This is a genomic window from Phreatobacter sp. (assembly GCF_051860605.1).
GTDB lineage: Bacteria > Pseudomonadota > Alphaproteobacteria > Rhizobiales > Phreatobacteraceae > Phreatobacter.
Genome location: NZ_JBHYDR010000012.1, coordinates 1 through 24,067 on the forward strand (window position 1 = coordinate 1; position 24,067 = coordinate 24,067).

The window sequence follows — 24,067 nt, forward strand, 5'->3', positions numbered from 1 at the left end:
TTCGGCGAGCGCTTCACAAGGGCCATGGTGGCCTGATGTTCAACACGCCGCCCACACACGAAAATCCTGACAGTCCCGAGGCGCGGGCGTCGATCGGGCGCTATCTGGACTTCTACAACCGAAGGCGCCCTCATCAGGGACTGGCAGGACAGACGCCCGATCAGGCCTTCATCAGATCGCTGCAGCGAATCCCGGCGGCGGCGTAACCATGGGGCGAAACCACTTATCGACGGCCCGAAAACTGTTCAAACAAACCGAACCACCTCTGACCCTCCGGCAAGCCCGGGGGCGGTTCGCCAGAGCGGTTGACAGTCCGATGGCTGACACGTCCTTCCAGCCTTGACTTTCGCGAGCTACTGCATGACGTCTACCTACCTAAATTGCATCAATCAACCCGAGAGCTTTTGCATGAGCGGCAACGCCTCTTTCGATCAGTCTCGGTACTGGATCACGCGGCACGAAGAATATCGCGGCGATCCCCGCTCCGTCGGGAACTTGGCGGCTTCCGCTGAGGAGAACGCAGCTGGCGAGGAGCAGTTTAGGGCGCTTATGAGCCAGGTTGCGAATCGGCTTGTGCGTCCCGGAGGCTCGGTCCTCGACCTGGGCAGCGGGTATGGCCGAGTGTCGGGCAGCTTCACCGATGCAGGCTTCCACTATGTCGGCCTCGACGTGTCCCCAACGGCCGTCCACGATGGCAAAGAGCGTAACCCCGCGGCGCAATTCCAAGTCGTCGACTTGCTCAAATGGAAAGCTACCAAGCGCCATGACCTTGTCTGTGCGCTCTTCGTACTTGTTCATTTCGTGGACGATCAAGAGTGGAGCCGCTTCCTCGACAACGCTATGGCCAGCGTTTCCGCCAAGGGCCACTTGCTGATCGCCGATTACTTTCCCCCGGCTGAACGTCAATCCAGCCAGCACTATGTCGCAAGACCCTGGGCAGAATATGTTTCCCGCCTGCAGTTGGGCGGTTTCGTGCTGGACGCGGAACTGACGCAGTCGGTTCACGCGGCGGCTGGGGACAATCGGCACGCGGGGTATTTGCGCTTCGCCCGCCGGGAGGCCTAACGGCGACAGCAGCGAAGTCAGATAATGTCAACCAACACAGTCGAATTCCGCCGCGCCCTGAAGCAGAACACCCCGTCGCTGTTCCTGCGGGAGGAACATACGCGCGATTGTCAGGTCCTGCCCGATCGGGTCGCGCTGCTGCAGCATCTCCCGCACTCCGGCGTCGCGGCGGAGGTGGGCGTGGCCTTTGGCGACTACACGTCCGAGATTCTGAAGCACAATCGTCCGCTCAAGCTACATCTGGTAGACATGTGGAACTCTGAGCGATACCGCGCCGGCCTTGATGGGATCAGGCAGCGGTATGCGGGACTGCTAAAGACCGGGGCGATTGAGATCCACCAGGGAATGTCGACGTCCGTTCTCGAGACGTTCAAGGATGGATACTTTGACTGGATCTACATCGACACCGATCACAGCTACGACACGACCGCGGCGGAACTGCGCCTTGCTGCGGCGAAGCTGAAGCCGTTCGGCTATATCGCCGGTCATGACTATTGCACAGGCAATGTACTCGCCCCATGGCCATATGGCGTCATCGAGGCCTGCAACGAGTTCTGCGTTCAGGATGGCTGGCGATACCGCTACATGACCCTGGAGCCGCACGGCCACAATTCGTTTGCGCTGTCACGGCTGTAAGGACCAGACCCCCATGGAATGCAACATCTGCGGGTCCACCGAATTCCTGCCTGGCTTCAACGGACGGATTGCCAATGGGCTCCCGCCCATGTGCAGGGGCTGCAGGTCGGTCGAGCGGCATCGCATAGTCCGCCGCATCTATCTGCCGCTTCGACCGTTGCTCGACGAGTGGCGGGCTCTGCAGTTCGCTCCCGACCGCAGCGTCGACCGCTTCTGGTTCAAGGAGTATCTCGGCTCTAGCTATGGCGGCGAGAACACGATCGACATGATCGACACCGGCCTTCCGGACGGCCGCTTCGACATCGTCATCTCAAACCATGTGCTCGAGCATGTTCGTGACGACAAACTCGCCATGGCTGAGATGCTGCGCGTGGTCGGGGCCGCCGGCGTGGTGCATTTGACAGTGCCCACCCCAACCTATCGCTGGGAGACGATCGACTGGGGTTTTCCCGATCCGAAGGTAAACGAGCATTATCGTGACTTCGGGGCTGACTTTGCCCAGAACATGGTGCGCCACTTTCCCGGGCTGGCCTGCGCAGCGGTCGTCAGCTTCGATCCTGTCACGGGTGCCGGCGACCTTGTCTATTTTTTCTCGATGAGTCAGGACACGCTGGGCCGGATGGGCGAGCGCTGGAACCGCCATGCAGTTCCTTTAACGCGGGTGTTCTGAGGCGCGGATCGATATGACGTTCTCGGACATCGTCGAGCGGAACGCCCCGGACTATGTCCGGGCCGTCCTAGCTGAGCATGGCCGCGCGGTACTGACGCCGCTGTCGTTGCCGCGCGCTGCCCGGCAGATTCCGGAACAGCCCGTTGTGATCAGCGTCGTCAAAGACGAGGCCGACCGGCTTGACGATTTCCTGCGGCACTACCGCACCTTCGGGATCGAGCGCTTCGTCTTTGTGGACAATGGTTCGACTGACGGTACTGTGGACCTGCTCTGTGCCCAGCCTGACTGCGAGGTCCTCCAGATCAAGGGGGCCTTCCACTGGATGCGTAAGCAAGGCTGGATCACGCTGGCCATCGACAAGGTAGGGCGCTCGCGCGACGCCTGGTACATCTATGTCGATGCGGACGAGCATATCGTGTTCGAGGGCATGGAACGCCGCAGCTTCGCCGACCTGTGCGTCTGGGCGGAGGCCCGACAGATCTCGCGCATCCGGGGGATGCTCATCGACATGTATAGCGACGGCCCCCTGCTCGGCAGTTCCTATCGGGCGGGGCAGCGCCTCGTCGAAGCCTATCCGTTCTTCGATGACGGGGGCTATGACGAGCAGCAGTTCCGCGAGATCATCTCCCGCAAGGGCGGGCCGCGCCAGCGCGTGTTCGGTAAAGCCTCCGCCTCATTCAGGCCTGAGATGACGAAGTATCCGGTCTTCAAGCTTTCGGGGCACGATATTTTCGCCAATCCGCATCACGTTTGGCCTTACGAGCCCAACTTCGTATCGCCATGTGTTCTGGGTCTGCTGCACTTCAAGTTCCTGCCGGATACGATCCGGCGCATCGACGAAGCTGTCCGGGCGCAGAACTATTGGGGCGGAAGTATTGAGTACAAATGCTACAGGGACATCCTGACGCAAAATCCTGAACTCTCCCTGATTGGAGATGTGAGCCGGCTTTATGAATCTCCTATGACGCTGATCGAGGCTGGCCTAGTTTTGAAAATTGAGGATTAGCGGTGATCTTCCCCCGCAATTGTGGACTGGAGTTGACCCGTTTCCGCGGACTGTTTGCGGCTTGGGCGGATCAGTTCAGCTCATGATGCTTCCTTTCGTATTCTTTCGGCGAGAGGTAGCCCAGCGCCGAGTGGCGGCGTGACGGGTTGTAGAAGCCTTCGATGAAGTGGAAGACGGCCATCTTCGGCGACGCCAAGATGACCACGGCGCTCCTCGACCGGCTGACCCATCACTGCGACATCGTCGAGACCGGCAACGAGAGCTGGCGCTTCAAGAGCAGGCTCTGAGCCACGCGCCGCCAGCGACCCGGAACCGGCGCGCCGGCGCAACCCCGACCAGCTCCGCCGCGCCGTCTCCTCACCGCCTCAGCCCATCAAGGGGTCAATATTGGACGCCGATCGGGGGACAATATTGCGCGCCGTTTGACACCCGCGGCCGTGGAAAGTCCTTCGTGGGAAATGCTGTCATGATCAGCGAACGGCCCCCAGAGGTCGAAGACCGGGCGATGCCGGGGCACTGGGAAGGTGATCTCATCCTAGGCCTGCACAGCTCGGCGATCGGCAGGACCTTGCAGATCGGCTCGACCCCATAGACGTCGCGATGATCGTCGATGAAGGCGATCATCGTTTGAATGGGCGGTCGATCTCCGCCTGGGCGAAATAAGCCGACGCCTTGCGCAGGATCTCGTTGGCCTGCCGCAGCTCGCGGTTCTCCCGTTCGAGCGCCTTCAGCTTCTCCGAGACATCGGAGGGAACACCAGCACGCTTCCCGCCATCGACCTCCGCCCGCTTGACCCACTCCAGCAGCGTGTGGGTCGAGCAGCCGATCTTGGCGGCGATCGAGGCGCAGGCGACCCAGCGCGAGGAGTGCTCGCCCTCCTGGTCGAGCACCAGCCGCACCGCGCGTTCGCGGACCTCAGGCGAAAACTTGTTCGTCGTCTTGCTCGTCATGGCTCCATCCTACTTGGAAGTTGGAGCCTGCGACAAAACCGGGGCGGTTCAATCCCCCATATCCTGCGTGTTCGGTTGCATTCGAGGATAATCAATCCACTGCATCACAGCGTCGCGTAGATCGCCGTCGCCACTTCGAGGTCCTGGAACACCCGGCCCCGACCGCTCTTGAGCACGAGCGCCGACGAGCAATATTGCCTCACCCAGTGCGGCGCGTGAACCGCCGCGATCATGGTCTGGCCGGCACGCCTCTGGAAGAGCTCGTAATGGCATTTTTCCTGGAAACGCTGGTCGCCCACCCCCAGCACCTCGTCGATCAGCAGGCAGTCGAACTCGATGGCCAGTGACAACCCGAAGGCGAGCCTCGCGCGCATGCCGTCCGAATAGGAGCGGACCGGGACGAACAGGAGGTCGCCGAGTTCGGTGAAATTGCGGATGAACGGATAGACCGAGCGCACCGGCACGTCATAGATGTCGCAGACGAAACGGATGTTGTCATAGCCGGTCAGCGCCCCCTCGAAGCCGTGGGCGAGCGCCAGCGGCCAGGACAGCGACATGCCGAAATGCATCGAGCCGGAGGTCGGCTCCATGACGCCCGCCAGGATCTTGATCAGGGTCGACTTGCCGGCGCCGTTGCGGCCAAGGATCGCCAGCCGCTCGCCGGGGGCCACCGAGAACGAGATGTTCTTGAGCACGTCGTGCCGGCCCATGGCCGTCTCGAACGACTTGCAGATGTTGTGCAGGGCGATCTCGCGGCTTGGCGGCGCCGCCGCGGGAGCCGGCGCGGGTGCCGCCTGATCCGCCTGGTCCGTCCTGTCGATGACCTGCAGCTCAGACATGGCGGAGGATGTTCCGGACAAGGGTCGAGAGCACAATATAGAGCAGGCCGGAGACGACGAACACCGCCAGGATCGCCAGCAGCCTGGAGGGATAGGCCGGATAGTCGGGCATGCGCGGCGTCACCACCAGCTCGACATAGATCTGCTGGCGCTGCGCGTCCTGGCGCGAGGTCTCCAGCGAATTCATGGTCGCGGCCAGCAGCCGATCGGCGAACTCCCGCTCCAGCATCAGGCGCTCGTATTCGGCGATCCGCGGCGCCATGGAATCGGCCGAGCCGGCAAGGCCGAGGCGCTCCACATTGATCTGCTCCTCGAAGGCCCGGATGCGGTTGGCAAGCGCTGCGATCTGCGGGCTCTGCGGCGAGGCCTCGCGCAGTTCCGCCTGCTGCGCCCGCATCTGGGCAAGCTCCAGCGACAGCCGGGCGATCGTCTCGATGAGAGCCGCCGAATAGCGCGTCGGATCGACCGTCTGCTCGCGGTTGCGGAACTCGGTGAGCGCCGCAAGCGCCTGCAGCGAGCGCTCGCGCGACCGCGCGACCTCCTCGTCGGCCGACTTCAACAGGTCGTCGCGCAGCCGGCGTGTCAGCCGGTTGCTCAGCGCCTCGGCACGCTTGACCATGGCATCGGCGATCCGCTTGGCATCCTCCGGCGTGAAGGCCTGGACCTCGACCGTGGTGATGGCGGTGTTCCTGTCGACCTTGGCGGAGACCATCTTCTCGAAATAGGAGAACAGCGCCTCGTTGGACGACCGGCCGAAGGGCCGCGGGAACCGCGACAACAGGTCGGCCTGGGGTGAACCGAAGATCTGCCGGATATCGACATCCTCGATCAGGTCGTACAGCGCGTCGCGGGAGACGAGATAGGCGTTGATGGCGTGGGCCGCATCGCCGCCGGCCGCATAGCCCGTCGATTGCAGCAGCCCGCCGAGCTGGTTGGCAACCTGCGTCTGCGGGCTTCTCACCACATAGCGCATCTCGGCCGCGTAGCGGTCGGAGGCGATCAGCCCGAAATAGACCGCCGCCACCAGCGTCGGCACGAGAATGAAGGCCATCGCCCAGGGATTGAGCCACTCGCGCAGCCGCTGGAGCAGGCGCTTGCGCTCCTCCGGCGCGGTGAGTTGGCGCAGGTCGATCAGGTTGACGATGGACTCGGGCGGAACCGGCTTCATCCAGCAACCCTCCCCCCGCGATCCGTTGCCGGCACCGGTCTATTTTTCATGGACCCGCTTCCCGACAATCTGGAACCAGATGAGACCGAACGCGACGAGCACCAGGCCAGGATAGAGCGTCACGTTGGGATAATAGATCGCTTGGACGTTGGGACCAAACACGCCGGCCCGGATCATCTCGTAGGGCTGGGCGAGCGGGTTCCAGACCGCGATCTCCTGGGCCTGATAGGGCAGCCAGCTGATCATGTAGAAGATCGGCGACAATGGCACGGTCAGATACTGCAGCGGCTGGATGAACCGCTCCATCGTATTGCTGGCCTCGGTGCCTGCCGAGAACACGATGCTTACGCCGAGGGCGAACCAGGCGAGCAGCAGCCAGCCGGCAACGACCAGCTTGATGTCGTGGATCGGCTCGGCAAACCCGGCAATGAACAGGGCGCCATAGATGATGCACAGCGCCACCGTCGTAGCCGTGAACTCCAGAAGCAGGCGCGAGAGCAGCGTGTCCAGCTGCGTCAGGCGCCGGTGCAGCAGCACGCCGGTGCTGCGGGTCAGGACATGGATGCCGGAATTGGTGAGGTGGCGAAACAGGGTGAGCGGCATATAGCCGGTGACGACGAAGGTGATGATCTGAACCCCGTGCTCGTAGGGCTTCTTGATCAGGGAGAAGATCAGCATCACGCCGATGCACAGAAGCATCGGCTCCAGGATGGTCCAGATGAAGCCGACATTGTCGCGGCCGAAGCGCACGATCATGTCGCGCACCATCAGCGCCTGCATGACCCGCCACTGGGCGAGGACCGAGCGCATGGCCTAGAGATCCCGGACCGGGGCGTGCAGGCGCATGCCCGCGACGAACAGCCAGACGATCATCAAGGCGATCAGGTTGAGAACAAAGATGGTCGCGATCAGGAACCCGCGCTGCGGCTCCAGCGCCTGGTCGGGCACCGATGGGCCGGCGACCCGCTCCAGATAAAGCTGCTGGCGCCGGGCCTCGGAGCGCGCCGTGTCGAGCGCCACAATCGCCGCCCCCAGGGCCCGGCTGGCGAATTCCCGCTCCAGTGTCAGCTGTTCGAACTGGGCGATCTTCTCGGCCAGCCCGTCCGATGAATTGGAGATGCGGGCGCGCTCCAGTGCCATCTGCTCGCGGATCGCATCCGCGCGCCGCTGCAGCGACGGCAATTGCGGCGAGGACGGCGAGGAGGCCCTCACCTCGGCGATCAGCGCATTGGCGGTGCTGAGCTCGCCCGCCAGGCGCGCCACCAGCTCCATGACATGAACCGAACTGCGCGTCGGGTCGAGGGTCACTTCCCGGTTGCGGAAATTGGTGATGGTCAGCTGAGCCGCAACCATCCGCTCCTCACCGCGTCGGACCTCGTCGGTGGCGAACCGCACGCTGTCCTGCCGGATGCGCACGTTCATCTGGTTGATCAGCTGCTCGCTCAGGTCGAGCAAGGCATCGGCGATGCGCCGGGCGTCTTCGGGCGAGAAAGCCTGCACCTTCAGGGTGCTGATGCCGGTATTGGAGTTGTGGCTGACATCGATGCGCCACTTCAGGTAGCGATGGAAATATTCCAGGGTGTCGCCGTAGAACAAGTTCGGAAAGACCGACAAGGCGTCCGCGTCCGGCTTTCCGTACATCTCGCGCAGCGGCATCCGCTCCATCAGCTTGAGCATGGCATCGCGCGAGGAGATGAAGTCGTGAACGGCGAACGTGTCGTCCTGCGATCCGGAGATGCCGACCATCTGCAGGAAGGCTGTGAATCCGGTGGTGCCGGTCGTCCGGGAGGCGCTGCGGATCACGAACTGGGCCTCCGACACATAGCGGTCGGTGGCGACGAACCCGTAATAGACGGACGCGGTCAGCGTCGGCGACAGCGCCAGCAGGAAAACGAGCAGCGAGATCAGGCGCCGCGGCAAGGCAACCAGGAACGGGCGCCGCGAACGGGCAGCCGCCGGCACGTCCGACTGCCGGGTGACGTCACGCGTGTCAAAGGCAAGCTGCATGTCAGAACTTCGGGCGGCCCGATGAAAGGCGGGTCTTGCCCCAGTGGCGTGGCAAGACCAAGGCCAAGCTCCAACTTAGCCGAAACTGCCGGATATCGCCACAGCTTGCCGCATCGGGGGCGAGCGCATGGACGTCATCCCCGGCGCGAAGGCCCAAACCCCGCTCCCCCGCCGTCAGGCCGTTGGTCCCGAGTAGATCCGGTAGGTCTTGACCCGCGCGCCACCGGCTTCCTCGAGCACGCGTCGGGCCGGCAGGTTGTTCTCCAGCACCCAGGAGAACTCGACCCAGTCCAGATGGAATTTGCGACTGCGCTCGAGCAGCTTCTCCATCATGCTGGCGACGACCGCGGCCCCCAGGGCACCGCCCTGCACCTCCTTGCGCACACCGAGGATCGGAACGCGGGCTGTATGCCACCTCTCCCGGTGCAGGGCCCACAGCAGCCGGAGCGAATTGAGCAGGCCAAGGCGGCCCTGCATCGACGCGAACATCTCGTTGAGATTGGGAATGGCGATCATGATCGCGACGGGCCGGCCGGCAATCTCGACGAACAGCCCGTAGTCCTGCCGGAGCACCGGCTTGAACTCGGCGGCCAGGTGGTGCAGTTCGGCACGGCTGAACGGCACGAAGCCCCAGTTGTCGCGCCAGCCATCGTTGAAAATCTCACCCATCAGCTCGATTTCACGCGTCAGGTTGGCCAGATCCAGCGGACGCACCACAATGGCGTGGCTTGTTACCTGCCAGCGGCAGAACTTGAGAAATCGCTCCGGCACGGACTTCGGATCGACCCGGTAGGCGAACATGTCCATCGCCTTTGCGAGGCCGGCCTGTTCCAGCATGGGGCCGATCCACCGGCGCGCGTGGGGCATCATGACGGCGGGCGGGCTGTCGAAACCCTCGACCAGACAGCCGCATTCCTGGTTGATCGACAGGTTGAACGGGCCGCGCATCGTATGCGCCCCGGCCTGACCGAGCCAGGCGCGGGCCCGGGCCACCAGCAGGTCGGCCACGGCCTGGTTCTCGATGAAATCGGCAAAACCGAAATGACCGACCGGCTGCCCCTCGGCATCGACCAGCCTCCGGTCGAACTGGACCGAGATCCGGCCGACGGGTTGCCCGCCGCGATAGGCGATGAAGAAGGCCGCTTCGATCGTCTTCAGATAGGGATTGTGGGCCCGTGTGACCCTTTGCCTTTCGAGCTTGTCGGGCTGGATGACAAAGGAACGGTCATCAGCATGAACGGTCTTGGGAACGCCTATCCAGTCGCCGATATCCCTGCTCTCAGGGTCGACGGTGCGAACAACGATATCGCTCATGAAACCAGCTTTTTCTGCGAGCGCTCCACGATCCAGACGAGAACCCGGTCCGGCAGCAGGCGCATGAACCACGCGGCGGCGCGAACCTGCCAGGGGAATACGATCTCCCGGCTGCCCCGTTCCACCCCGGACGCAATAATCCTGGCCGCCTCCGCCGCCGGCACCAGAAAGGGCAGCGACATCGACAGGCTGGCGCTCATGTCGGTCTCCACGAAACCCGGAGAGACCACCGTTACGCGAACGCCCGATGTCCTTAGCAGCCGGTCAAGGGCAATACCATAGGCCCGGATTCCGGCCTTTGCGGCCGAATAGGCCGGGCTCGACGGCAGCGGAACAAGGCCGGCCACCGAGCCGACAATGACGATCCGCCCTCTTCCCTGGCGCGTCATGCAGGCAATCGCGGGGGCAATCGTGTTGACCACTCCGAGGAAATTCACGGATGCGATCGCGCGTGCGGCATCCGGATGCTCACCAGCCGGACCCGCCATGGCGTCCGCCCCGCCGATCCCGGCATTGGCGATGAGCAGATCGAAGCCGGCGACCCCCGCTGCCATCTCAAGGGCATCGGCGATGGCCCCGGCATCGGTGATATCGGCGATCCGCACATCGACGGTCGCGCCCCGGCTGCGGCAAAGGCCTGCCACGTCCTGCAGCAGACCGGCCGAGCGGGCGATCAGGGTGAGGTGGCTGTTGGGGGCGGCATAGAGAAGCGCCAGTTCGCGGCCGATCCCCCGCGAGGCACCCGTGATCACAATATGGCGAACTGCCGCATCGCGGGACGCGCTGGCGCTGCTACCGCTCATCGACCCGCCGGTTCAGCTCAGGTCTTGGCGGCGACTGCCGCGGCCGGTCGTGCGGGATGGCTCGAAGGGGCCATCGCGTGCGCCGGAACGGGCGAGGCAGGCATGACGAGGTCACCGCGCTCGCGGGCGAAGGCGTGGAGCAGGTCGAGCGTCCGGTCGATCTGCGCCTCGCTGTGGGCCGCGGAGATGAACATCCGCAGGCGCGGCAGGTCCTTCGGCACAGCCAGCTTCACGATGGGCGGGCAGTAGATGCCATTGTCTCGCAGCATCCGGGAGGCGCCGACGGCCTTGTCCTTGGTCGAGAAATGGATGGGCACAATGGCAAAACCACCCGCGAGCCCGGTCCGCAGGCCACGCCGGCGCGCCCCCTCGACGAAATATCGGGAATTGTGCTGAAGCACGGCCACGCGCTCCGGCTCCGTCTCGAGCACCTCGAGGGCCGCCAGCGCCGCTATCGTCGTCGATGGGGACAGCCCGACGCTGTAGACATAGCCCGGCAGCGTATGGCGCAGCCAGTCGATCACCGGTTGGGTTGCCGCCACGAAGCCGCCGCAGCTGCCGAACGTCTTTGACAGCGTGCCCATCGTGATGTCGATCTGCCCGCGGTCGATGCCGAAATGTTCGGCGACGCCGCGTCCGGTGCGCCCCATCACGCCGATCGAGTGGGCCTCGTCGACATAGAGCCAGGCGTCGTAGCGTTCCTTCAATGCGACAATCCGGGGAAGGTCGACGAAGTCGCCATCCATGCTGTAGAGCCCCTCGCAGACGATCAGGACCCTTTTGAACTGGTCCCGCCTCTCTGCCAGGAGGGCATCGAGAGCATCCAGATTGTTGTGCTCGAAGGCCACCGTCTCCGCGCGCGTCACGCCCAGCCCGGCGATGATGCTGTTGTGGCTCAGGCTGTCATAGACGATGAGATCGCTCGCACCCATCATGTGGCCGATGAGCGAGGAATTGGTGCCGTATCCGGATACCATCGCAAGGACATCGTCGGTGCCGAGAAACCGGGCAAGACGCGATTCCAGCTCGCGATGGAAATTCCGTTCTCCGCCGACCAGGCGGGACGCACCGACCCCGCAGCCATGATCCCGAATGGCCTGGATGGCCCGATCCGCCACATAGACGTCTTCGGCGATACCGATATAGTCGTAATGCCCGAAGCTGAGAAACTCGGCTCCGTTTCGGGCTGCCTCGGCACGCAGATCATCAAGGGATATATTGTAGGGGGAGTTGCCGCGGAACGTCGATCCGGCCTCGAATGCTAACCGCCGGGCAGCGTAAACTGACAAACTATTGTCAATCATGAACCCCTCCAGTCAACCGGATTGCCAAACTGCTCGGCCATCATCCCCACTTGAGGATGGCCGCGGCCCTTCTCTGGACCAAAGTCGTTACAGTCTGGTCACGCCCGGCTGAACACCACGCTACCATCGCCCCCGCGAACATGAAGGTATACGGCTTTTGGCCGGATCGCCAGCCATTGCTTCGGTCAGCGATGATGCCGATTTGGGCACCCCCCGACCATTGTCGCAAATGTGGGCAAGGACTATGCCGACAGCGACATGTATGACACAGGTCGGAGCCTGACATCGACCCTCGCCGGCGCCTAGGCAATGGCGGGCCTTTCTGTGCTATCGGGTCGTGGCAGGATGCCCGCACAGGTATCGGGGACAAAGGCTGTCGCGCATGACGCAGAAGGTGATCAGTTCGTTGACCGCGGAGGCGGAGCGGAAGGTTCTGCTCTGGCTCGCGGAACGGCTGCCCGGCTGGGTGACACCCAACATTTTGACGGCTTTTGGGGCTTTTGGCGGCCTCATGTGCTTCATGGGATACTGGCTTTCGAGCCTGTCTCCCCACTGGCTCGTGCTCGCCTGCGCAGGCATCGTCGTCCACTGGTTCGGCGACAGTCTGGATGGCACGCTGGCCCGGCAGCGCGATATCGAGCGGCCGCGATTCGGCATGTTCCTCGATCAGACCGTGGACATCTTCACGGTCAACCTGATCTTCATCGGCCTTGGCCTGTCGCCCTGGGTCCGGCTGGACGTCGCCTTCTTTCTCATCAATGGCTATCTGATGCTGGTCGCGCTCACGCACCTGCGCAGCAACGTCACCGGCACCTATGACATCGCCTATGGCTCGCTCGGCCCGACCGAAGCACGGATGATTCTGCTGGCCCTCACGCTGCTCATGTTGATCGTCCGACCGTTCGAGATGACGAGTTGGCCCGTCCCGATGACCAGTTTCGATCATATCTTCCTGGCTATCGCGGTCTGGACAATCGTTTCCTATATCCTGGCCTCGTGGAAGGTCCTGCGGGATCTCTCGCGGGAGGAACCGGCCCGGCGCTGGTCCGGCGCGCGGGGAAAAAAAGGGCTCTGCCGACTGATCCTGCCCCGGCGGAACCGAATGCCAAGCAGAGGAACCCGCCGTGAAGGAGATCCTCATCCTCGGCTGGGCGACCATGGCCAGTGTGTCGACCTATGCGACCTGGCGGTACCGGCTGCTGATGGCGCAGCACGGCCGCCCGCAGGAGCCGGCCCGCTGCGTGGTGATCGTGCCGGTCAAGGGCCGTTCGCAGACCACCGACCGCTTCCTTGCCTCGCTGCGCGACCAGGACCATCCGCTGTTCCGCGTGATCTTCGCCGTCGAGAGCGGCGACGATCCGGCGGTCGCGGCCATCGCTTCCGCCTTTGCCGATGCGCCGGATCGGGCCGAGACCGTGGTGGCGGGGCTCGCCCCGGCCTGCAGCCAGAAAATCTGGAACATGCGGGCGGCGATGGAGCGGCTGCGCGATGACGACGCGCTCGTCGTTTTCGCCGATGCCGACGTGATCCTTCCGGCCGACTGGCTTGCGGTGCTGAACTGGGCGGTGGTGGACCAGGGGCAGCAGATCGTGACCGGCTATCGGCTGATCCTGCCGACCGAACCGACCTTCGCAGGCGTTGCAGCCGCGGCCAGCAATCTGTCCGTCGCGCTGGCGCCGCGCCTGACCGGGCTGACGGCCGCCTGGGGAGGCACCATGGCCATGCAGCGGGCGACGCTCGCGGCCCTCGACCTCGACCGCTACTGGCTGAATGCGCTGAGCGACGACATGCAGCTCACCGCCGCCGCGAGCGCAAAAGGCATCCTCGTCCATACCAACAGGCGCACGCTGCTGCCCTCCCCCTGGACGGGCGACCTCGCCGCCCTCATCGCGTTCGGCATCCGGCAGTTCCGCATCCTGCGCCTCAACGACGCGATCATGCATGTCGGCATCCTTGCCGGCCTCCTGATCCCCGTCCTCGGCTTCGCGGCGGCTCTGGCCGACACGCTGGGAGGAGGATGGTACGGGCCCGCCGGGTTTGCGGTTGTCCTGCTGGCGGGCCTGATCCGTGGCAGGCTGCGCCGTCAGATCGTGGCCGAGGCGCTAGGTCTGGTGCCCGGTGTCGGCGACCCGGGCCGCCATCTGGATGGCCTGCTCAGGCCCCTGTGGTGGCCGGTCTTCCTCGCCGTCGCGGTCATGGGCTCGTTCGGCCGCACCATCCGCTGGGCCGGCATCACCTATCGCTGCGCCGGGCCGAGGGTCACGGCCATCCTGCGACCCGGAACCAGCGCCTGAGCGCGACCCGGCACCCCGAATGCCGGATCAGCGCGTGATCGCCCGAACCGCGCTCAGCGTGAACACCGGCGAGGCGATGGTGTTGACGAGGGCGAAGAATTTCTGGACCTCGTTCAGCGGCGCATTGGCCACATAGACGATGTCCTTGTCGCGCATCGCGAACAGGCGGGCGTGGAACAGCGCGGCAGGGTCCCGCAGGTTCAGCCGGTAGGTCACGGCAACCGGGCGGTTCTGGCGCTCCAGCACGCGCGGCGCGATGAGCTGGCTCACCATGTCCTCGGTCTCGTAGCGCAGGACGAAGATGCCCTCCGGATCGGACCGGCTGTCGAGCAGGCCGCCGGACTTGGCGATGGCCTCGTCGAGGCTGAGCGAACTGTTGCCGAACGGCACGACGGCATTCTGCCCGGTCGCGCCGATGGCCGTGATCGTCTGCGGGGTTCTGACCACCGCGATCACATCGCCCGAGCGCACGTAGATGTTCTCGGCAGGATGAGACAGGATCGTGTGCAGCGGCACCCGCACCGAGCGGGTGCCCCGGATCAGGTTGACGAAGGTCTCGTGGACCGGCGCATTGGCGCCGCCGGCCTGGGCGATCACCTCGAGCAGCCGCTGCCCGCGCACATTGACCGGCACCACCGCGCCGTTGGTCACATCGCCCGTGACGGTCACGGTGTTGGACGTGTTGCGCGGCACCGTCACCAGCACCTGGGGCTCGATCGCCTTGCCGCGCAGAAGCTCGACGACGCGAGCCTCGACCTGCGACGTCCGCTGGCCGATGACACGCACCCGGCCGGCATAGGGCACCGTGATCGACCCGTCGCGCCCGACCACCTGGTCGGGGATCACCGCCGAGCGGGATCCGGGGCCGAGCCGGTCAACGGCCGGGGCCGAGAACAGGCCGCCGGCAGCCGCCTCCCAGATCGTCACCTGCACCGTGTCGCCGACGCCGATGACCTGGTCCGCAGGGGGACGATTGTCACCGAACGAGCCGCGCAGGGAGACCACCGGCCGGCGCGACAGCAGGGCGAGCGAATCGTGGGTCAGATCGACGACCGTGAACTGGCCGATCGCCTGCGCCTCGGGCGTCACCACGTCCTGCCGGAGCGCGCCAGACCCCGGAAGGGCGGAACAGCCAGCCAGAACGACCAGGCAGGAGACCGTCAGCAGGGCAAGGCGAACGTTCGGAACAAACTGCATTTGCGATATCAGACCCGTGAACCGGCATACCAAGGCACGCCCGCGGTGGGCGGACGATAAGTCCCGGAGGTTAAAGAGACCAGCCGAAGAGTGAAAATCGCGCAAACTGTTGCCCGATTGCCGCTATGTGGGAACTCTTGCCACATCATCCCGGCCCGGGCGGACCTTCGGCGGCTTTGCCGATAGTCTGGACCCGGCGCCGCAGACCGGCCGGCGCCTGCAGGAGGATGTTGCGCCCCATGTTGCACGACCGGCGGGCTGCGCTGTGTTTCGCCATGTTGACGGCCTTTCCCACGGCGTCGGGGGCCTCCGGCACCGAAATCCGCCGAATCGCCCCGGGCCAGTTCCCGGAAATGCGGCTCGAGGCGACGCCTCGCACGGCCGCGGAACCGGTGGAGCCGACCCCGGAACGCCCCTTCGGCCATTGTTCCCGCGACCAGTCCAACTGGATCTTCTGTCTGCAGGCCATCGCCAGGGCGAGCGATTCGCGTCTCGACGAGACGGTGGATCAGGTGGCTCACAACCTGGCCGGCAACCAGGCCTTCGGTCCGTTCCAGCGCCAGGCCTTCGAGCGGGCGGTGCGGGAGGCGGACCGGCGCTACCGGGCGCTGCGGGATCATGAGTGCCAGGCCCTGGTCCTGTCCGAGCCGGATGTCCAGGGCGAATTGTTCGAGGCCCGCCTGACCTGCCGGATCCGGCGGAACCTGGAACGGATCACCGTCCTTCAGACGCGATACCGGCTTGCCCCCTGAACCCTGCGCTGGGCGCGACCCCCGCCCGCAGGGGTCTGTCGAAAGCGGCCCTCGGATCATGATTCGCGACACAGGCTGTCCAGCAGGCAGGCGATCGCCTCGGGCCGGGCCGGCGAATAGCCGGCGGGACGGCCACGGTCGCGCCCGGGAAGCCGCCAGGCGAGCCGGTCGATGGCCCCTGCCCAGCCGGGTCCGTCGAGCGGGTCGAGCAGCGTGGCATGCCCGGCCGCGGTTTCCCGGAAGACCGGAATGTCCGAGGCCAGCACGGGCACGTTGAGGGTCAGGGCCTCGACCACGGGCAGGCCGAACCCCTCGCTGAAGGCCGGTGCGAGCAGGGCCCTCGAATGCGCGATGAGATGCATCAGCGCCGGGCTCGACAGGCCGGCAACCTCGACGACGTGGGAGCGGATCGCCGCGCTGCGATCGAGCAGCCGCCAGGCCTCGCTGGCGCCCCAGCCGCGACCGCCGGCGACCACCAGCTTCGGCATGGGGCGTCCGGCCATCAGGCTGTCGCGCCACAGCAGCAGCGGCATCAGGTGGTTCTTGCGGCTTTCGATCGTCCCGCAGATGACCATGTAGGGGGCGCTGGCGAGGTCCGGATCGAAGGCTTCGCGATAGGCGAGCGCCGGCATCGGCGCCAGCGGCTGGACGATGACGGGCGGCGGAACCCGTCCGGTCTGCCGGCAATGGTCCTGCAACTGCCGCCGCAGCACCTCCGTCGCCAGCACCACGACCTGCGACCGGTCCAGCATCCGCTCCAGGACCCGGGCAAAATAGCTGTCGCTGGAGGCCTCGAACCATTCCGGGGCACGCAGGGGCAAAAGGTCGTGAAGGAACGAGACCACCTTCACATCCGGGCGGGTGCCGAGCCAGCCGGTCGCCCGGTCGACGGCGAAACCCACCTGCCCGACATTCAGATAGACCGAACCGGTCGGCAGGCTCCCGATCTCGCTGCCCCGCCGGAACCTGGTGGTCGAGGCCGCCTTGACGAGATCGCCGGGCAGCCGGGTGGCCCGGCCTGACCGCGCGGGCGCGTTGCCGAAGCCCAGCAGCCAGCGCCGGGTCTGGCGGAAGCTTGAATCGTCATCGACGGCCTGGTCCTCGGCCCACACATTGCGCACGGCCCGGACCAGCCGCTCGACCGTCAGCCGGTCCAGCACGCGCGGACCCCACGGATAGCCGATGATCCCGAACAGCGGGCGGTCGGCGTTCTGCAAGGCGGCCTCGGCGAAGGCGAAATCCACGCGCTCGATGCCGCGCGGGCGGCCGCGCAGGATGGAGACGAACAGCCGCGTCAGGTCGAGCGCAATGGGAGTGGCCATGCCCGTCACCCCTCACAGCCTGGACAGGAAGGCGATGAGGTCATCGAAATAGCGCTCCCAGGTCGGTGGGCGGAAGGACGCCGTGCCGGATCGGGCCGCCTCCGCATGGGCAAGGTTCATGTGGCGCAGGATCGCCCGTTCCCAGACCGGGCCGTCGAGGGGGTGGCAGAATTCGGCCGCGCCCTGGGTGATCTCGCGGAACACCGGGATATCGGAACAGATCACCGGCACGCCGCCCGTCAGGGCCTCCACCAGCGGAATGCCGTAGCCTTCCGAAAAAGAGGCTGCCAGAAGCGCGCGCGACCGGACAAGAAGCTGCCGGCAGGCGGCATCCGACAGCCCCGAAACCTGCAGGACCCGGCCGCGGAGTCCCGGACTGCGGTCCAGCATGTCCAGAACCATCTCGTTGTTCCAGCCGATCTGTCCGACGATCAGCAGTTTCGGCGCGGCCAGCGACCGCTCGGCGAAGCGGCGCCACAGGTTGAGCAGCAGAAGATGGTTCTTGCGCGGCTCGACCGTGCCGATCGCCATGACGAAGGGCACGTCATCGACCGGCTGGACCGGGGTGGGACGCCGGTGAAACGCATCGTCGGCAGGCAGCGGGGCGACATGGACGGGAACCGGATCGTAGCCGTGATCGCGCGCATAGCGGCGGATGCGCTCACCCGTCGTCTCGCAGGTGACGATCAGCGCCCGTCCGCGGGTCAGGGCCGTGGACAGGATGCGCGGGAAGCGCACCTTCCGCTCGGCCGGGAAATATTCCGGATATTCGATCGGCAGGATGTCGTGGAGGAAGAACACCGGCATCACGTCCGGCCTGCGCGCCAGCCAGCGGAACAGGAAGGGCACTTCCAGGAAGTGCTGCGCGACGTTCACATAGATCGCGCCCCTCGGGACATCCGCACCCATCTGCCGGTAGAGGCGGTGGCCAAGGGTCTGGAGCGCGAGCCGCCGGTTCTGCGGCGGCGTCAGCCGCGGGCCCTCGATGCGGGTGGTGGCGGGCGCCCCCTCGCCCCCGGCGAGAAAGGCTTCGATCTGGGGCAGGAGCGGATCGGCCGCCCCCACGTCCTGGCTCTTCCAGGCCTCCAGCTGGCGGTCGGCAAGAGCTGCCACCCGGTCGCGCGGATAAAGGTGCGGGCCGCGCAGGCCATAGTGCAGCCCCGCATGGATCACCCCCCGCCGGTTCGCCAGGTGATGGGCATAGGCCGTGTCGACGCGGTCGATGCCCGACGGCGTCAGGACACCCTGGCGGGAGACCAGGTGGGTCGTGTCGAAGATCACCGGACGTTGAATGAGGCCCACTCCTTTGGGGTCGCGTTGCCCGAAGCCCTTGCCGGTCAGCCCAGCAGCGAGCGGTAGAGGGTCTCCAGCCGCGCGCGATAGTGCTCCGGAGAGAAGGCCGCGGCCCGCAGGGGACCGCGCGCCGACAATTCGCGGACCAGGTCGTCATCGCGATCCAGCTGGCGGATGCTCCGTCCCATGTCGGTAACGTTGTACGGATCGACCAGCACCGCCGCATCGCCCGCGATTTCGGGAAGCGACGAGACGTTGGACGTCATCACCGGGGTTCCAAGCAACATGGCCTCCAGCACGGGCAGGCCGAAGCCTTCGTAGAGCGAGGGAAACAGCACCGCCCTGGCGCCCCGGATCAGGGAGACGAGCTGGCCGAGCGGCAGGTGCGACACACGCCTGACGCGGTTTTCCTGCCGGATGACATTGCCGTCGATGCGGTAGCTGACGAACCGCGGATCCGCGATCTTCTCCAGCACGTCCTCATATTGCCAGCCGAGGCCTCCGGCGATGACCAGCGGCCGCTTCGAGCCCGAGGCGATATAGGCATCGATCAGATTGCCGACATTCTTCTTCGGCTCGAGGGCACCGAAGAACAGGAAATAGCCCGACGGCTCGAGGTTGAACACATTGGCCAGTTCGTCCTCGACCTCCTCCATCGGGCGGCTGGTCAGATCCTCCGGCAGGGAAACGGCCTGGTAGGTGTTGGTGACCCGCGATTCCGGCACGTCCAGCAGGCTGACGATCTCCTGCCGGGAGAATTCCGAGACCGTCACGATATGGTCGGCCTCGCGCGCCAGCGCCTTCATGGTGTCGAAGAACAGCTCCTTCTTGTCGAGCGTCGCATAGGGCAGCCTGAGCGGTATCAGGTCATGGACCGTGTAGATGTTGGCCGCACCCTCGATCTTCAGCGGCGTGGGGTGGGTGGCGTGGAACAGGTCGGGCCTCGTTCCGACATTCACTTTGGCCAGCTTGCCGAACCGGATCAGGTGCTGGTTGGCGACCTCGAACAGGTCATAGGCCAGGTGCAGCCGGTTGAATTCCTCCAGCAGGTTGCCGCCCCTGCCGGTGACAACGATGCCCGAACCGGTCACCGACGTCGTCCTGATGCCGAACGGCACCGGCACCAGCCCGCGGAAATAGCTGCGCAGGGCGGCCATGGCGGGCGACTGGGTCTTCTTGTGGGCGTCGAACAGCGCCACCTCCGACATGGTGGCCGACCGCGGCAGGGGCTGATCGGTGCTGACCAGCAGCTCGGTACCATACCCGAGATCGCGCGCGATCCCCGTCAGATTGCGAGCGTAGGTCGCAATTCCGGTGCCCTTCGTCAGCGTCAGATTGCGTCCCTCGAAGAGTATCGTCTTTGTCACTGACCACCCGCCCTCGCCCCGACGCCATGCCGGGTGTCTAGTCCATCGCCTGCCGGTCCTCCAGCGCCGGGACAACCGCCCCGGACCAGGGTCCGTCGAAACCTGCGCCGAAGCGCGCTGCCCGCGCCTATGACGTACCCCCCTGCGACCCGATCAGATGCGACGCCTCTGGCGCCGGAACCGCCAGCTGACGCTTCAGCACCACCTGCTTGAACGCGAACAGGCCATCGATCTCGCCGCGATCGATGAAGATGCGCACCTGCAGGGGTGAACGGGCATCGGCCACCGTGAACGTCATCGGCATGCGAAAGATGCCGCCCTTGGTCAGGCGCGTGAGGAACACCGCGTCTACCGCATCGGAATAGACGTCGATCCTCAGCCGGGTATCGGTCACCTGATCCGAGCAGCCAAGATAGAGATGCCCCTCCCAGACGCCGACCGGCAGGTGAAGATAGGGCCCGTAATAGAGGCAGCGGGCCGGCCCGGTCATGTCGATGATGCCCGGCGCGGGGCTTGTCATGGTCGTGCCGTCGAAGAACAGGCTGCGGTCCCAGACGACATCGCCGGCCTGTCGACCGAGCACCATGTCGACCAGACTGCCGGCGGCACCGGTGATGGTCCGCCGGTCCTGTTCCGAGACGGCGGCGCGACGCTCTTCCAGATCGACCCCCTTGAGCACGGCCGACTGGATCGACTCCGCGACCGAGCCCATGGTCCAGCCCTTGAACGCCCGCGAGATGGCCGGGCCGTCCCCGGCAGTGGCTCCCAGCGCCAGCGCGAGTTCGGCAACGAGACGGCCGGCCGGCTGGCTGAGCTGTGCGGCCCCGATGGTGGCGATGCGCTGAACCTTGCCGAGCGCGGCCAGCAGGGCAAGGCTCTGCGACAGCGGTCGGATGGAGGCGGCCGCGGTGAGCGTGCCGGACTTGACATGGTGCGCGATCACATCCGGCAGATCGTCGATCGCCAGGACCACGCCTCCGCCGATCCGCTCCAGATAGGCCACCAGGTTCGGGCGGGGGAAACGCGAGAACAGGATGGCAGGCCCCGGTTGCGGGTTCGACAGGAATTTGTCGGTCGCATCGTCGGAATCGAGCGTCACCGTCTCCATGGGCTTTTCGACAATCGCGCCGACGATCCGCCTGACCACCTGTTCGGTCCACAATCCCAGGGGGCCGGGCGTTGCCGCCACCAGCAGTTTCAGCCCCGCTGGCTCGGTGACGGCTGGCTCGGCAACGGCAGCCTCGCTCATCCGGTCAGGCCTTCCGGATCACGAGGCCGAAACAGGTGGAGGCAAATCCGTCGACCGAAAGTTTCAGGTGCGGCGGGGTCTTCGGCCAGATCGATCGCTGGTTCTCGGTCCAGTCGTTCGAATAGGGCGGCATGTCGATGAACCGGTCGAGGGGCTTGGCGCCGACATCGAAGTCGAGCGGGGCGACATGGTGGCCCTTGGCCCTCAGCCTCTCGGCAAGGGACCTGAAATGGGCGCGCTGGAACAGGACGGTCGCCCAGTTGTCGACCGTCCGCTCGTCGTCGAGATAATTGAACTCGGTCGTGTGGACCGCCGTGCCGCCCGATCTCAGCGGACCGAGCGAGGCCTCGATGAAGTCGAGACCGGCCCGGATCGAACCCAGATGCTCGAGGGCGCAGATCGACCAGCAGAAGTCGAATCCGGCGAGATCGGCCGGAATGGCGTTCATGTCGACATATCTCAGCGAGACATGCGCGTCGAAGGCCGGTCGGTCGACCAGATAGGACCGGTAGAGGACCTCGAGCGACTTGGCATGCTGACCGGTCGCCGACCAGCCGAGGCTGGTCTGCTGCTCCTCGGCCAGATCGGTCGCAACCACGTCCACGCCGCAGGATGCCAGCAGGCTGGGGATCGGCTCCGTGCCGCAGCCGAACCCGAGCCCCTTCTGCCCGGCCTCCAGATGGCCGTTCTGCCAGAGGGCCTGCAGGACATAGGCCAGTTCCCACAGCTTGCGGTGGAACACGCGCGGGATGTGCAGCCGGCCCAGCCAATAGGCGCACCAGTCGCTTTCCATATCCGCCTGCGTACAGGCCTTGCTCGCCAGTTCGATCGGCCGCGCCTCCAGTCCGGAGGGAACCGGCAGCGCCCTGGCCAGTTCCGCCGCCAGGTCGTAGCCCTGCATCTTGATGTTCAGCTTGATGGCCGAGATGTCGGCAAGCAGGATGCGCAGAGCCGTCATCTGGGGCCGCGACAGGGCATCGGTCGGGCGCAGAAGGTCGGCGATGAGGGCATCGAGTTCGGCGGGCTGCATGGCTCTACGCATTCGCTCCCATATCCGCATCAGGCAGAACGGATCGCCGGATGATGCGGCCGCCGGCAGACAGCGTCGGGGCTGTTCGCCGCCGGACAGCAGGCCGGGTGGGCCCTGTCATCCTCAGTCGAACCGGTGCCTGCCATGGAGAGTCCTGATCCGCCGGTGTTGAAGGGTAGCCTGTGTCCAGGGCTGACCAAGGGGAACCATGCCATGCGTGACCGGCCCGCCGCGAGCCGATGCATTTATCCGCGACCGGCCAGATAGACCAGCCGGTCCTCGCGGTCCGAGCGGTCCAGCAGCTGCGCGTCCGAGACGGGCGTCGCCACGGCATCGAAGCCGATGACGTGCAGCTGTCCATAGAGCGCGTGCAGCCGGCTGACCAGCCGATCCGGATCCTTGCACCGCAGGGGATTGAACTCGAGGACGATGGTCGGCTTCCACCGCTCGATGGTCGCCTCCAGACCGAGCATGACATGCTCCTCGAAGCCCTCGGTGTCGATCTTGATGAAATCGACCCGGGACTCGCCATGGAGCACGTCGTCGAGCGCCACGATCGGCACCTCGTCCTTGTCCGGCATGTCGCCGCCCATGCGCGTGGAGACCAGCGTGGCGTTCTTCGGTTCGCCTTCCGGGACGCGCAGCTTGCCGATCCCGGACCCCGATCCGGCCGCAGCCGGCACGACCCGCGACCGCGCCGCGAAGCCGTTCAGTTCCATGCTCCGGCGCAGCAGCGTCACCGTGCTGGGCAAGGGCTCGACGGCAATCACGCGCCCCTGCGGCCCCACCAGGTCCGAAAACAGGACCGAATAATAGCCCATGTTCGCGCCCACATCGACCGCGACCATTCCAGGCTTGAGGATCCTGGCCACGAACTGGGTCAGCCACATCTCCCAGTAGCCATCGAGCAGCAGATGGGAGGCAAAGCCGCGATCCTCGGTGCTCAGATAGACCTTGTAGCGGCCCAGCACGCGGGCAAGGGCAATGCCGTTGCCAAGATAGAAGGGCTGCGCCGCAGACCGGCACGCGCATTCCAGATCGTAGCGCTCGCCATGCGCGATATCGGCAAGCGAGACGATCCCGCCCGGCCTGATCACCATCGGTTGCGGGCGGCCCCAGGCGGTGAGACTGGTCGACATGGACATCGGTCCTCGGTCCTGCTGCAGGGGCCGGATCGCTCCGACAGGTGCGCTTCCGACGTGAATAGGCAAGCGGGCCCTCGGCAGCAAGGGGCCCGGCATATGACGGTCTGGCGGCTGATGCGCGGCAGGTTCCTTGCCTAATCCGCAGACCGATGACACAAGACTCTTCCCCGCTCCCTGGCCGTCCCGTCGACGGCGACCATCGATACCAGACCCATGCGCACCGTCGCCGACGAAGTCGAACGCTGCCTGCCCTTCTTCCTGCGCCTTTGCGTCCACAGCGTGGTGACCACCGGCGCCCGGCTGGATGAATCCGCGGTGACGGTCGCGCGCGAAATGCACGGAAGGCTGGTCGCGGCCTCGGCATCGGCCGACCTGCGCCGGCATTTCGAGGCGAGCCTGTCCGACCTCGTCGACATGGTGTCCTCGCTGGCGCCCCGGCTGCCGCCCCAGATGATTGTCGATTTCGCCACCAAGTCGTCGCAGTCCAAGGTTGCCGCCACGCTGGAGCGCACCCTCAGGGGCCGGCTTGCTCCGCATTCCGCCGCCTGATCCGGAAAATCCGGCCGTTTCGCGACCCGGCCGGTAATCCGGGGAAAGACAAAGTGATTTCGGTTGGCCGGCAGGCCCGTCTATGCGCAGCGCAGCAATGAGCGCGA

At 65.5% G+C, this 24,067-nt stretch carries 22 protein-coding genes, 5 pseudogenes and 1 other annotated feature; of the genes and pseudogenes, 11 read left to right on the top strand and 16 right to left on the bottom strand.

The annotated features are described in order from the left end of the window. The 5 genes from ACTIFS_RS18500 to ACTIFS_RS18520 form a co-directional block, all read left to right on the top strand. Positions 1 to 206, top strand: a 206-nt coding sequence (locus tag ACTIFS_RS18500) for an integrase core domain-containing protein (RefSeq protein ID WP_439575601.1), incomplete at its 5' end; no start/stop codon positions are given. A 202-nt stretch (positions 207 to 408) separates the two neighbouring features. Beyond that, on the top strand, positions 409 to 1,065 hold the full coding sequence (locus ACTIFS_RS18505) for a class I SAM-dependent methyltransferase (protein WP_439575602.1): 657 nt from the start codon (positions 409 to 411) through the stop codon (positions 1,063 to 1,065). A gap of 24 nt (positions 1,066 to 1,089) precedes the next feature. Beyond that, positions 1,090 to 1,701: a class I SAM-dependent methyltransferase gene (locus ACTIFS_RS18510; RefSeq protein ID WP_439575603.1), complete on the top strand. Its 612-nt coding sequence runs from the start codon at positions 1,090 to 1,092 to the stop codon at positions 1,699 to 1,701. 13 nt (positions 1,702 to 1,714) lie between these two features. Then, a complete protein-coding gene (locus ACTIFS_RS18515; protein ID WP_439575604.1) occupies positions 1,715 to 2,371 on the top strand; it encodes a class I SAM-dependent methyltransferase in 657 nt (218 codons plus the stop codon). A gap of 13 nt (positions 2,372 to 2,384) precedes the next feature. Further along, a complete protein-coding gene (locus ACTIFS_RS18520) occupies positions 2,385 to 3,377 on the top strand; it encodes a glycosyltransferase family 2 protein (protein ID WP_439575605.1) in 993 nt (330 codons plus the stop codon). A 70-nt stretch (positions 3,378 to 3,447) separates the two neighbouring features. Here the strand turns inward: ACTIFS_RS18520 and ACTIFS_RS18525 are convergent. Then, a pseudogene (locus ACTIFS_RS18525) lies at positions 3,448 to 3,561 on the bottom strand (IS3 family transposase); the annotation flags it as partial. On the opposite strand from ACTIFS_RS18525, the pseudogene ACTIFS_RS18530 reads away from it, so the two are divergent. Beyond that, positions 3,557 to 3,664: pseudogene (locus tag ACTIFS_RS18530) on the top strand (ATP-binding protein); the annotation flags it as partial. The pseudogenes ACTIFS_RS18525 and ACTIFS_RS18530 overlap by 5 nt on opposite strands. A gap of 146 nt (positions 3,665 to 3,810) precedes the next feature. Next, a pseudogene (locus ACTIFS_RS18535) lies at positions 3,811 to 3,951 on the top strand (IS30 family transposase); the annotation flags it as partial. Next, positions 3,929 to 4,043 (bottom strand) — a sequence feature (AL1L pseudoknot). It overlaps the preceding pseudogene by 23 nt. Here the strand turns inward: ACTIFS_RS18535 and ACTIFS_RS18540 are convergent. The 8 genes and pseudogenes from ACTIFS_RS18540 to ACTIFS_RS18575 form a co-directional block, all read right to left on the bottom strand. After that, positions 3,930 to 4,327: pseudogene (locus ACTIFS_RS18540) on the bottom strand (transposase); the annotation flags it as partial. It overlaps the preceding feature by 114 nt. The pseudogenes ACTIFS_RS18535 and ACTIFS_RS18540 overlap by 22 nt on opposite strands. A gap of 104 nt (positions 4,328 to 4,431) precedes the next feature. Beyond that, on the bottom strand, positions 4,432 to 5,166 hold the full coding sequence (locus tag ACTIFS_RS18545) for an ABC transporter ATP-binding protein (protein ID WP_439575606.1): 735 nt from the start codon (positions 5,164 to 5,166) through the stop codon (positions 4,432 to 4,434). Next, positions 5,159 to 6,334, bottom strand: a complete 1,176-nt coding sequence (locus ACTIFS_RS18550) for a capsule biosynthesis protein (protein WP_439575607.1) — start codon at positions 6,332 to 6,334, stop codon at positions 5,159 to 5,161. The genes ACTIFS_RS18545 and ACTIFS_RS18550 overlap by 8 nt, the downstream gene beginning before the upstream one ends. Positions 6,335 to 6,373: 39 nt before the next feature. Beyond that, positions 6,374 to 7,144, bottom strand: coding sequence for an ABC transporter permease (locus tag ACTIFS_RS18555; protein ID WP_439575608.1), 771 nt, complete (start codon positions 7,142 to 7,144; stop codon positions 6,374 to 6,376). Positions 7,145 to 7,147: 3 nt separating this feature from the next. After that, positions 7,148 to 8,341 carry a capsule biosynthesis protein gene (locus tag ACTIFS_RS18560; protein ID WP_439575609.1) on the bottom strand — a complete coding sequence of 398 codons (1,194 nt, stop codon included), beginning with the start codon at positions 8,339 to 8,341 and terminating at the stop codon, positions 7,148 to 7,150. 174 nt (positions 8,342 to 8,515) lie between these two features. Further along, a complete protein-coding gene (locus ACTIFS_RS18565) occupies positions 8,516 to 9,655 on the bottom strand; it encodes a dATP pyrophosphohydrolase (protein ID WP_439575610.1) in 1,140 nt (379 codons plus the stop codon). Further along, positions 9,652 to 10,458, bottom strand: a complete 807-nt coding sequence (locus ACTIFS_RS18570; protein WP_439575611.1) for an SDR family NAD(P)-dependent oxidoreductase — start codon at positions 10,456 to 10,458, stop codon at positions 9,652 to 9,654. Before ACTIFS_RS18570 ends, ACTIFS_RS18565 begins: the two co-directional genes overlap by 4 nt. 17 nt (positions 10,459 to 10,475) lie before the next feature. After that, a complete protein-coding gene (locus tag ACTIFS_RS18575) occupies positions 10,476 to 11,762 on the bottom strand; it encodes an aminotransferase class I/II-fold pyridoxal phosphate-dependent enzyme (RefSeq protein ID WP_439575612.1) in 1,287 nt (428 codons plus the stop codon). Between the two features lie 382 nt (positions 11,763 to 12,144). On the opposite strand from ACTIFS_RS18575, the pseudogene ACTIFS_RS18580 reads away from it, so the two are divergent. Both ACTIFS_RS18580 and ACTIFS_RS18585 read left to right on the top strand, forming a co-directional pair. Then, positions 12,145 to 12,690 (top strand): annotated as a pseudogene (locus tag ACTIFS_RS18580) (CDP-alcohol phosphatidyltransferase family protein); the annotation flags it as partial. A 196-nt stretch (positions 12,691 to 12,886) separates the two neighbouring features. Beyond that, positions 12,887 to 14,056 carry a glycosyltransferase family 2 protein gene (locus tag ACTIFS_RS18585; protein WP_439575613.1) on the top strand — a complete coding sequence of 390 codons (1,170 nt, stop codon included), beginning with the start codon at positions 12,887 to 12,889 and terminating at the stop codon, positions 14,054 to 14,056. A gap of 27 nt (positions 14,057 to 14,083) precedes the next feature. On the opposite strand, the gene ACTIFS_RS18590 is transcribed toward ACTIFS_RS18585, so the two are convergent. After that, positions 14,084 to 15,253 carry a polysaccharide biosynthesis/export family protein gene (locus ACTIFS_RS18590; RefSeq protein WP_439575614.1) on the bottom strand — a complete coding sequence of 390 codons (1,170 nt, stop codon included), beginning with the start codon at positions 15,251 to 15,253 and terminating at the stop codon, positions 14,084 to 14,086. Between the two features lie 239 nt (positions 15,254 to 15,492). On the opposite strand from ACTIFS_RS18590, the gene ACTIFS_RS18595 reads away from it, so the two are divergent. Next, positions 15,493 to 16,005 carry a lysozyme inhibitor LprI family protein gene (locus ACTIFS_RS18595; protein WP_439575615.1) on the top strand — a complete coding sequence of 171 codons (513 nt, stop codon included), beginning with the start codon at positions 15,493 to 15,495 and terminating at the stop codon, positions 16,003 to 16,005. Positions 16,006 to 16,061: 56 nt separating this feature from the next. On the opposite strand, the gene ACTIFS_RS18600 is transcribed toward ACTIFS_RS18595, so the two are convergent. The 6 genes from ACTIFS_RS18600 to ACTIFS_RS18625 form a co-directional block, all read right to left on the bottom strand. Then, positions 16,062 to 17,327 (bottom strand): glycosyltransferase, encoded by a 1,266-nt coding sequence (locus ACTIFS_RS18600; protein ID WP_439575616.1) that lies wholly within the window; start codon positions 17,325 to 17,327, stop codon positions 16,062 to 16,064. Between the two features lie 12 nt (positions 17,328 to 17,339). Then, positions 17,340 to 18,629, bottom strand: a complete 1,290-nt coding sequence (locus ACTIFS_RS18605) for a glycosyltransferase family 4 protein (RefSeq protein ID WP_439575617.1) — start codon at positions 18,627 to 18,629, stop codon at positions 17,340 to 17,342. 35 nt (positions 18,630 to 18,664) lie between these two features. After that, positions 18,665 to 19,987: a glycosyltransferase family 4 protein gene (locus ACTIFS_RS18610; protein ID WP_439575618.1), complete on the bottom strand. Its 1,323-nt coding sequence runs from the start codon at positions 19,985 to 19,987 to the stop codon at positions 18,665 to 18,667. Positions 19,988 to 20,114: 127 nt separating this feature from the next. Then, complete coding sequence (locus tag ACTIFS_RS18615) at positions 20,115 to 21,236, bottom strand: hypothetical protein (RefSeq protein WP_439575619.1); 1,122 nt, start codon at positions 21,234 to 21,236, stop codon at positions 20,115 to 20,117. Between the two features lie 4 nt (positions 21,237 to 21,240). Continuing rightward, the gene (locus ACTIFS_RS18620) at positions 21,241 to 22,278 is read right to left on the bottom strand and encodes a hypothetical protein (protein ID WP_439575620.1); all 1,038 of its coding nucleotides are present in this window, start codon (positions 22,276 to 22,278) and stop codon (positions 21,241 to 21,243) included. Positions 22,279 to 22,511: 233 nt separating this feature from the next. Beyond that, complete coding sequence (locus tag ACTIFS_RS18625; protein WP_439575621.1) at positions 22,512 to 23,405, bottom strand: FkbM family methyltransferase; 894 nt, start codon at positions 23,403 to 23,405, stop codon at positions 22,512 to 22,514. A gap of 219 nt (positions 23,406 to 23,624) precedes the next feature. On the opposite strand from ACTIFS_RS18625, the gene ACTIFS_RS18630 reads away from it, so the two are divergent. Then, entirely contained in the window at positions 23,625 to 23,960 is a 336-nt protein-coding gene (locus tag ACTIFS_RS18630; RefSeq protein WP_439575622.1) for a hypothetical protein, read from the top strand. The last annotated feature ends 107 nt before the right edge of the window (positions 23,961 to 24,067 follow it).

What these genes read in the sequence shown, in the direction of transcription:
- ACTIFS_RS18590 (WP_439575614.1), bottom strand. Translation starts at nt 15,253, where the DNA reads ATGCAGTTTGTTCCGAACGTTCGCCTTGCCCTGCTGACGGTCTCCTGC.
- ACTIFS_RS18615 (WP_439575619.1), bottom strand. Translation starts at nt 21,236, where the DNA reads ATGAGCGAGGCTGCCGTTGCCGAGCCAGCCGTCACCGAGCCAGCGGGG.
- ACTIFS_RS18595 (WP_439575615.1), top strand. Translation starts at nt 15,493, where the DNA reads ATGTTGCACGACCGGCGGGCTGCGCTGTGTTTCGCCATGTTGACGGCC.
- ACTIFS_RS18565 (WP_439575610.1), bottom strand. Translation starts at nt 9,655, where the DNA reads ATGAGCGATATCGTTGTTCGCACCGTCGACCCTGAGAGCAGGGATATC.
- ACTIFS_RS18550 (WP_439575607.1), bottom strand. Translation starts at nt 6,334, where the DNA reads ATGAAGCCGGTTCCGCCCGAGTCCATCGTCAACCTGATCGACCTGCGC.
- ACTIFS_RS18510 (WP_439575603.1), top strand. Translation starts at nt 1,090, where the DNA reads ATGTCAACCAACACAGTCGAATTCCGCCGCGCCCTGAAGCAGAACACC.
- ACTIFS_RS18630 (WP_439575622.1), top strand. Translation starts at nt 23,625, where the DNA reads ATGCGCACCGTCGCCGACGAAGTCGAACGCTGCCTGCCCTTCTTCCTG.
- ACTIFS_RS18545 (WP_439575606.1), bottom strand. Translation starts at nt 5,166, where the DNA reads ATGTCTGAGCTGCAGGTCATCGACAGGACGGACCAGGCGGATCAGGCG.
- ACTIFS_RS18515 (WP_439575604.1), top strand. Translation starts at nt 1,715, where the DNA reads ATGGAATGCAACATCTGCGGGTCCACCGAATTCCTGCCTGGCTTCAAC.
- ACTIFS_RS18600 (WP_439575616.1), bottom strand. Translation starts at nt 17,327, where the DNA reads ATGGCCACTCCCATTGCGCTCGACCTGACGCGGCTGTTCGTCTCCATC.
- ACTIFS_RS18555 (WP_439575608.1), bottom strand. Translation starts at nt 7,144, where the DNA reads ATGCGCTCGGTCCTCGCCCAGTGGCGGGTCATGCAGGCGCTGATGGTG.
- ACTIFS_RS18570 (WP_439575611.1), bottom strand. Translation starts at nt 10,458, where the DNA reads ATGAGCGGTAGCAGCGCCAGCGCGTCCCGCGATGCGGCAGTTCGCCAT.
- ACTIFS_RS18560 (WP_439575609.1), bottom strand. Translation starts at nt 8,341, where the DNA reads ATGCAGCTTGCCTTTGACACGCGTGACGTCACCCGGCAGTCGGACGTG.
- ACTIFS_RS18620 (WP_439575620.1), bottom strand. Translation starts at nt 22,278, where the DNA reads ATGCGTAGAGCCATGCAGCCCGCCGAACTCGATGCCCTCATCGCCGAC.
- ACTIFS_RS18575 (WP_439575612.1), bottom strand. Translation starts at nt 11,762, where the DNA reads ATGATTGACAATAGTTTGTCAGTTTACGCTGCCCGGCGGTTAGCATTC.
- ACTIFS_RS18505 (WP_439575602.1), top strand. Translation starts at nt 409, where the DNA reads ATGAGCGGCAACGCCTCTTTCGATCAGTCTCGGTACTGGATCACGCGG.
- ACTIFS_RS18625 (WP_439575621.1), bottom strand. Translation starts at nt 23,405, where the DNA reads ATGTCGACCAGTCTCACCGCCTGGGGCCGCCCGCAACCGATGGTGATC.
- ACTIFS_RS18520 (WP_439575605.1), top strand. Translation starts at nt 2,385, where the DNA reads ATGACGTTCTCGGACATCGTCGAGCGGAACGCCCCGGACTATGTCCGG.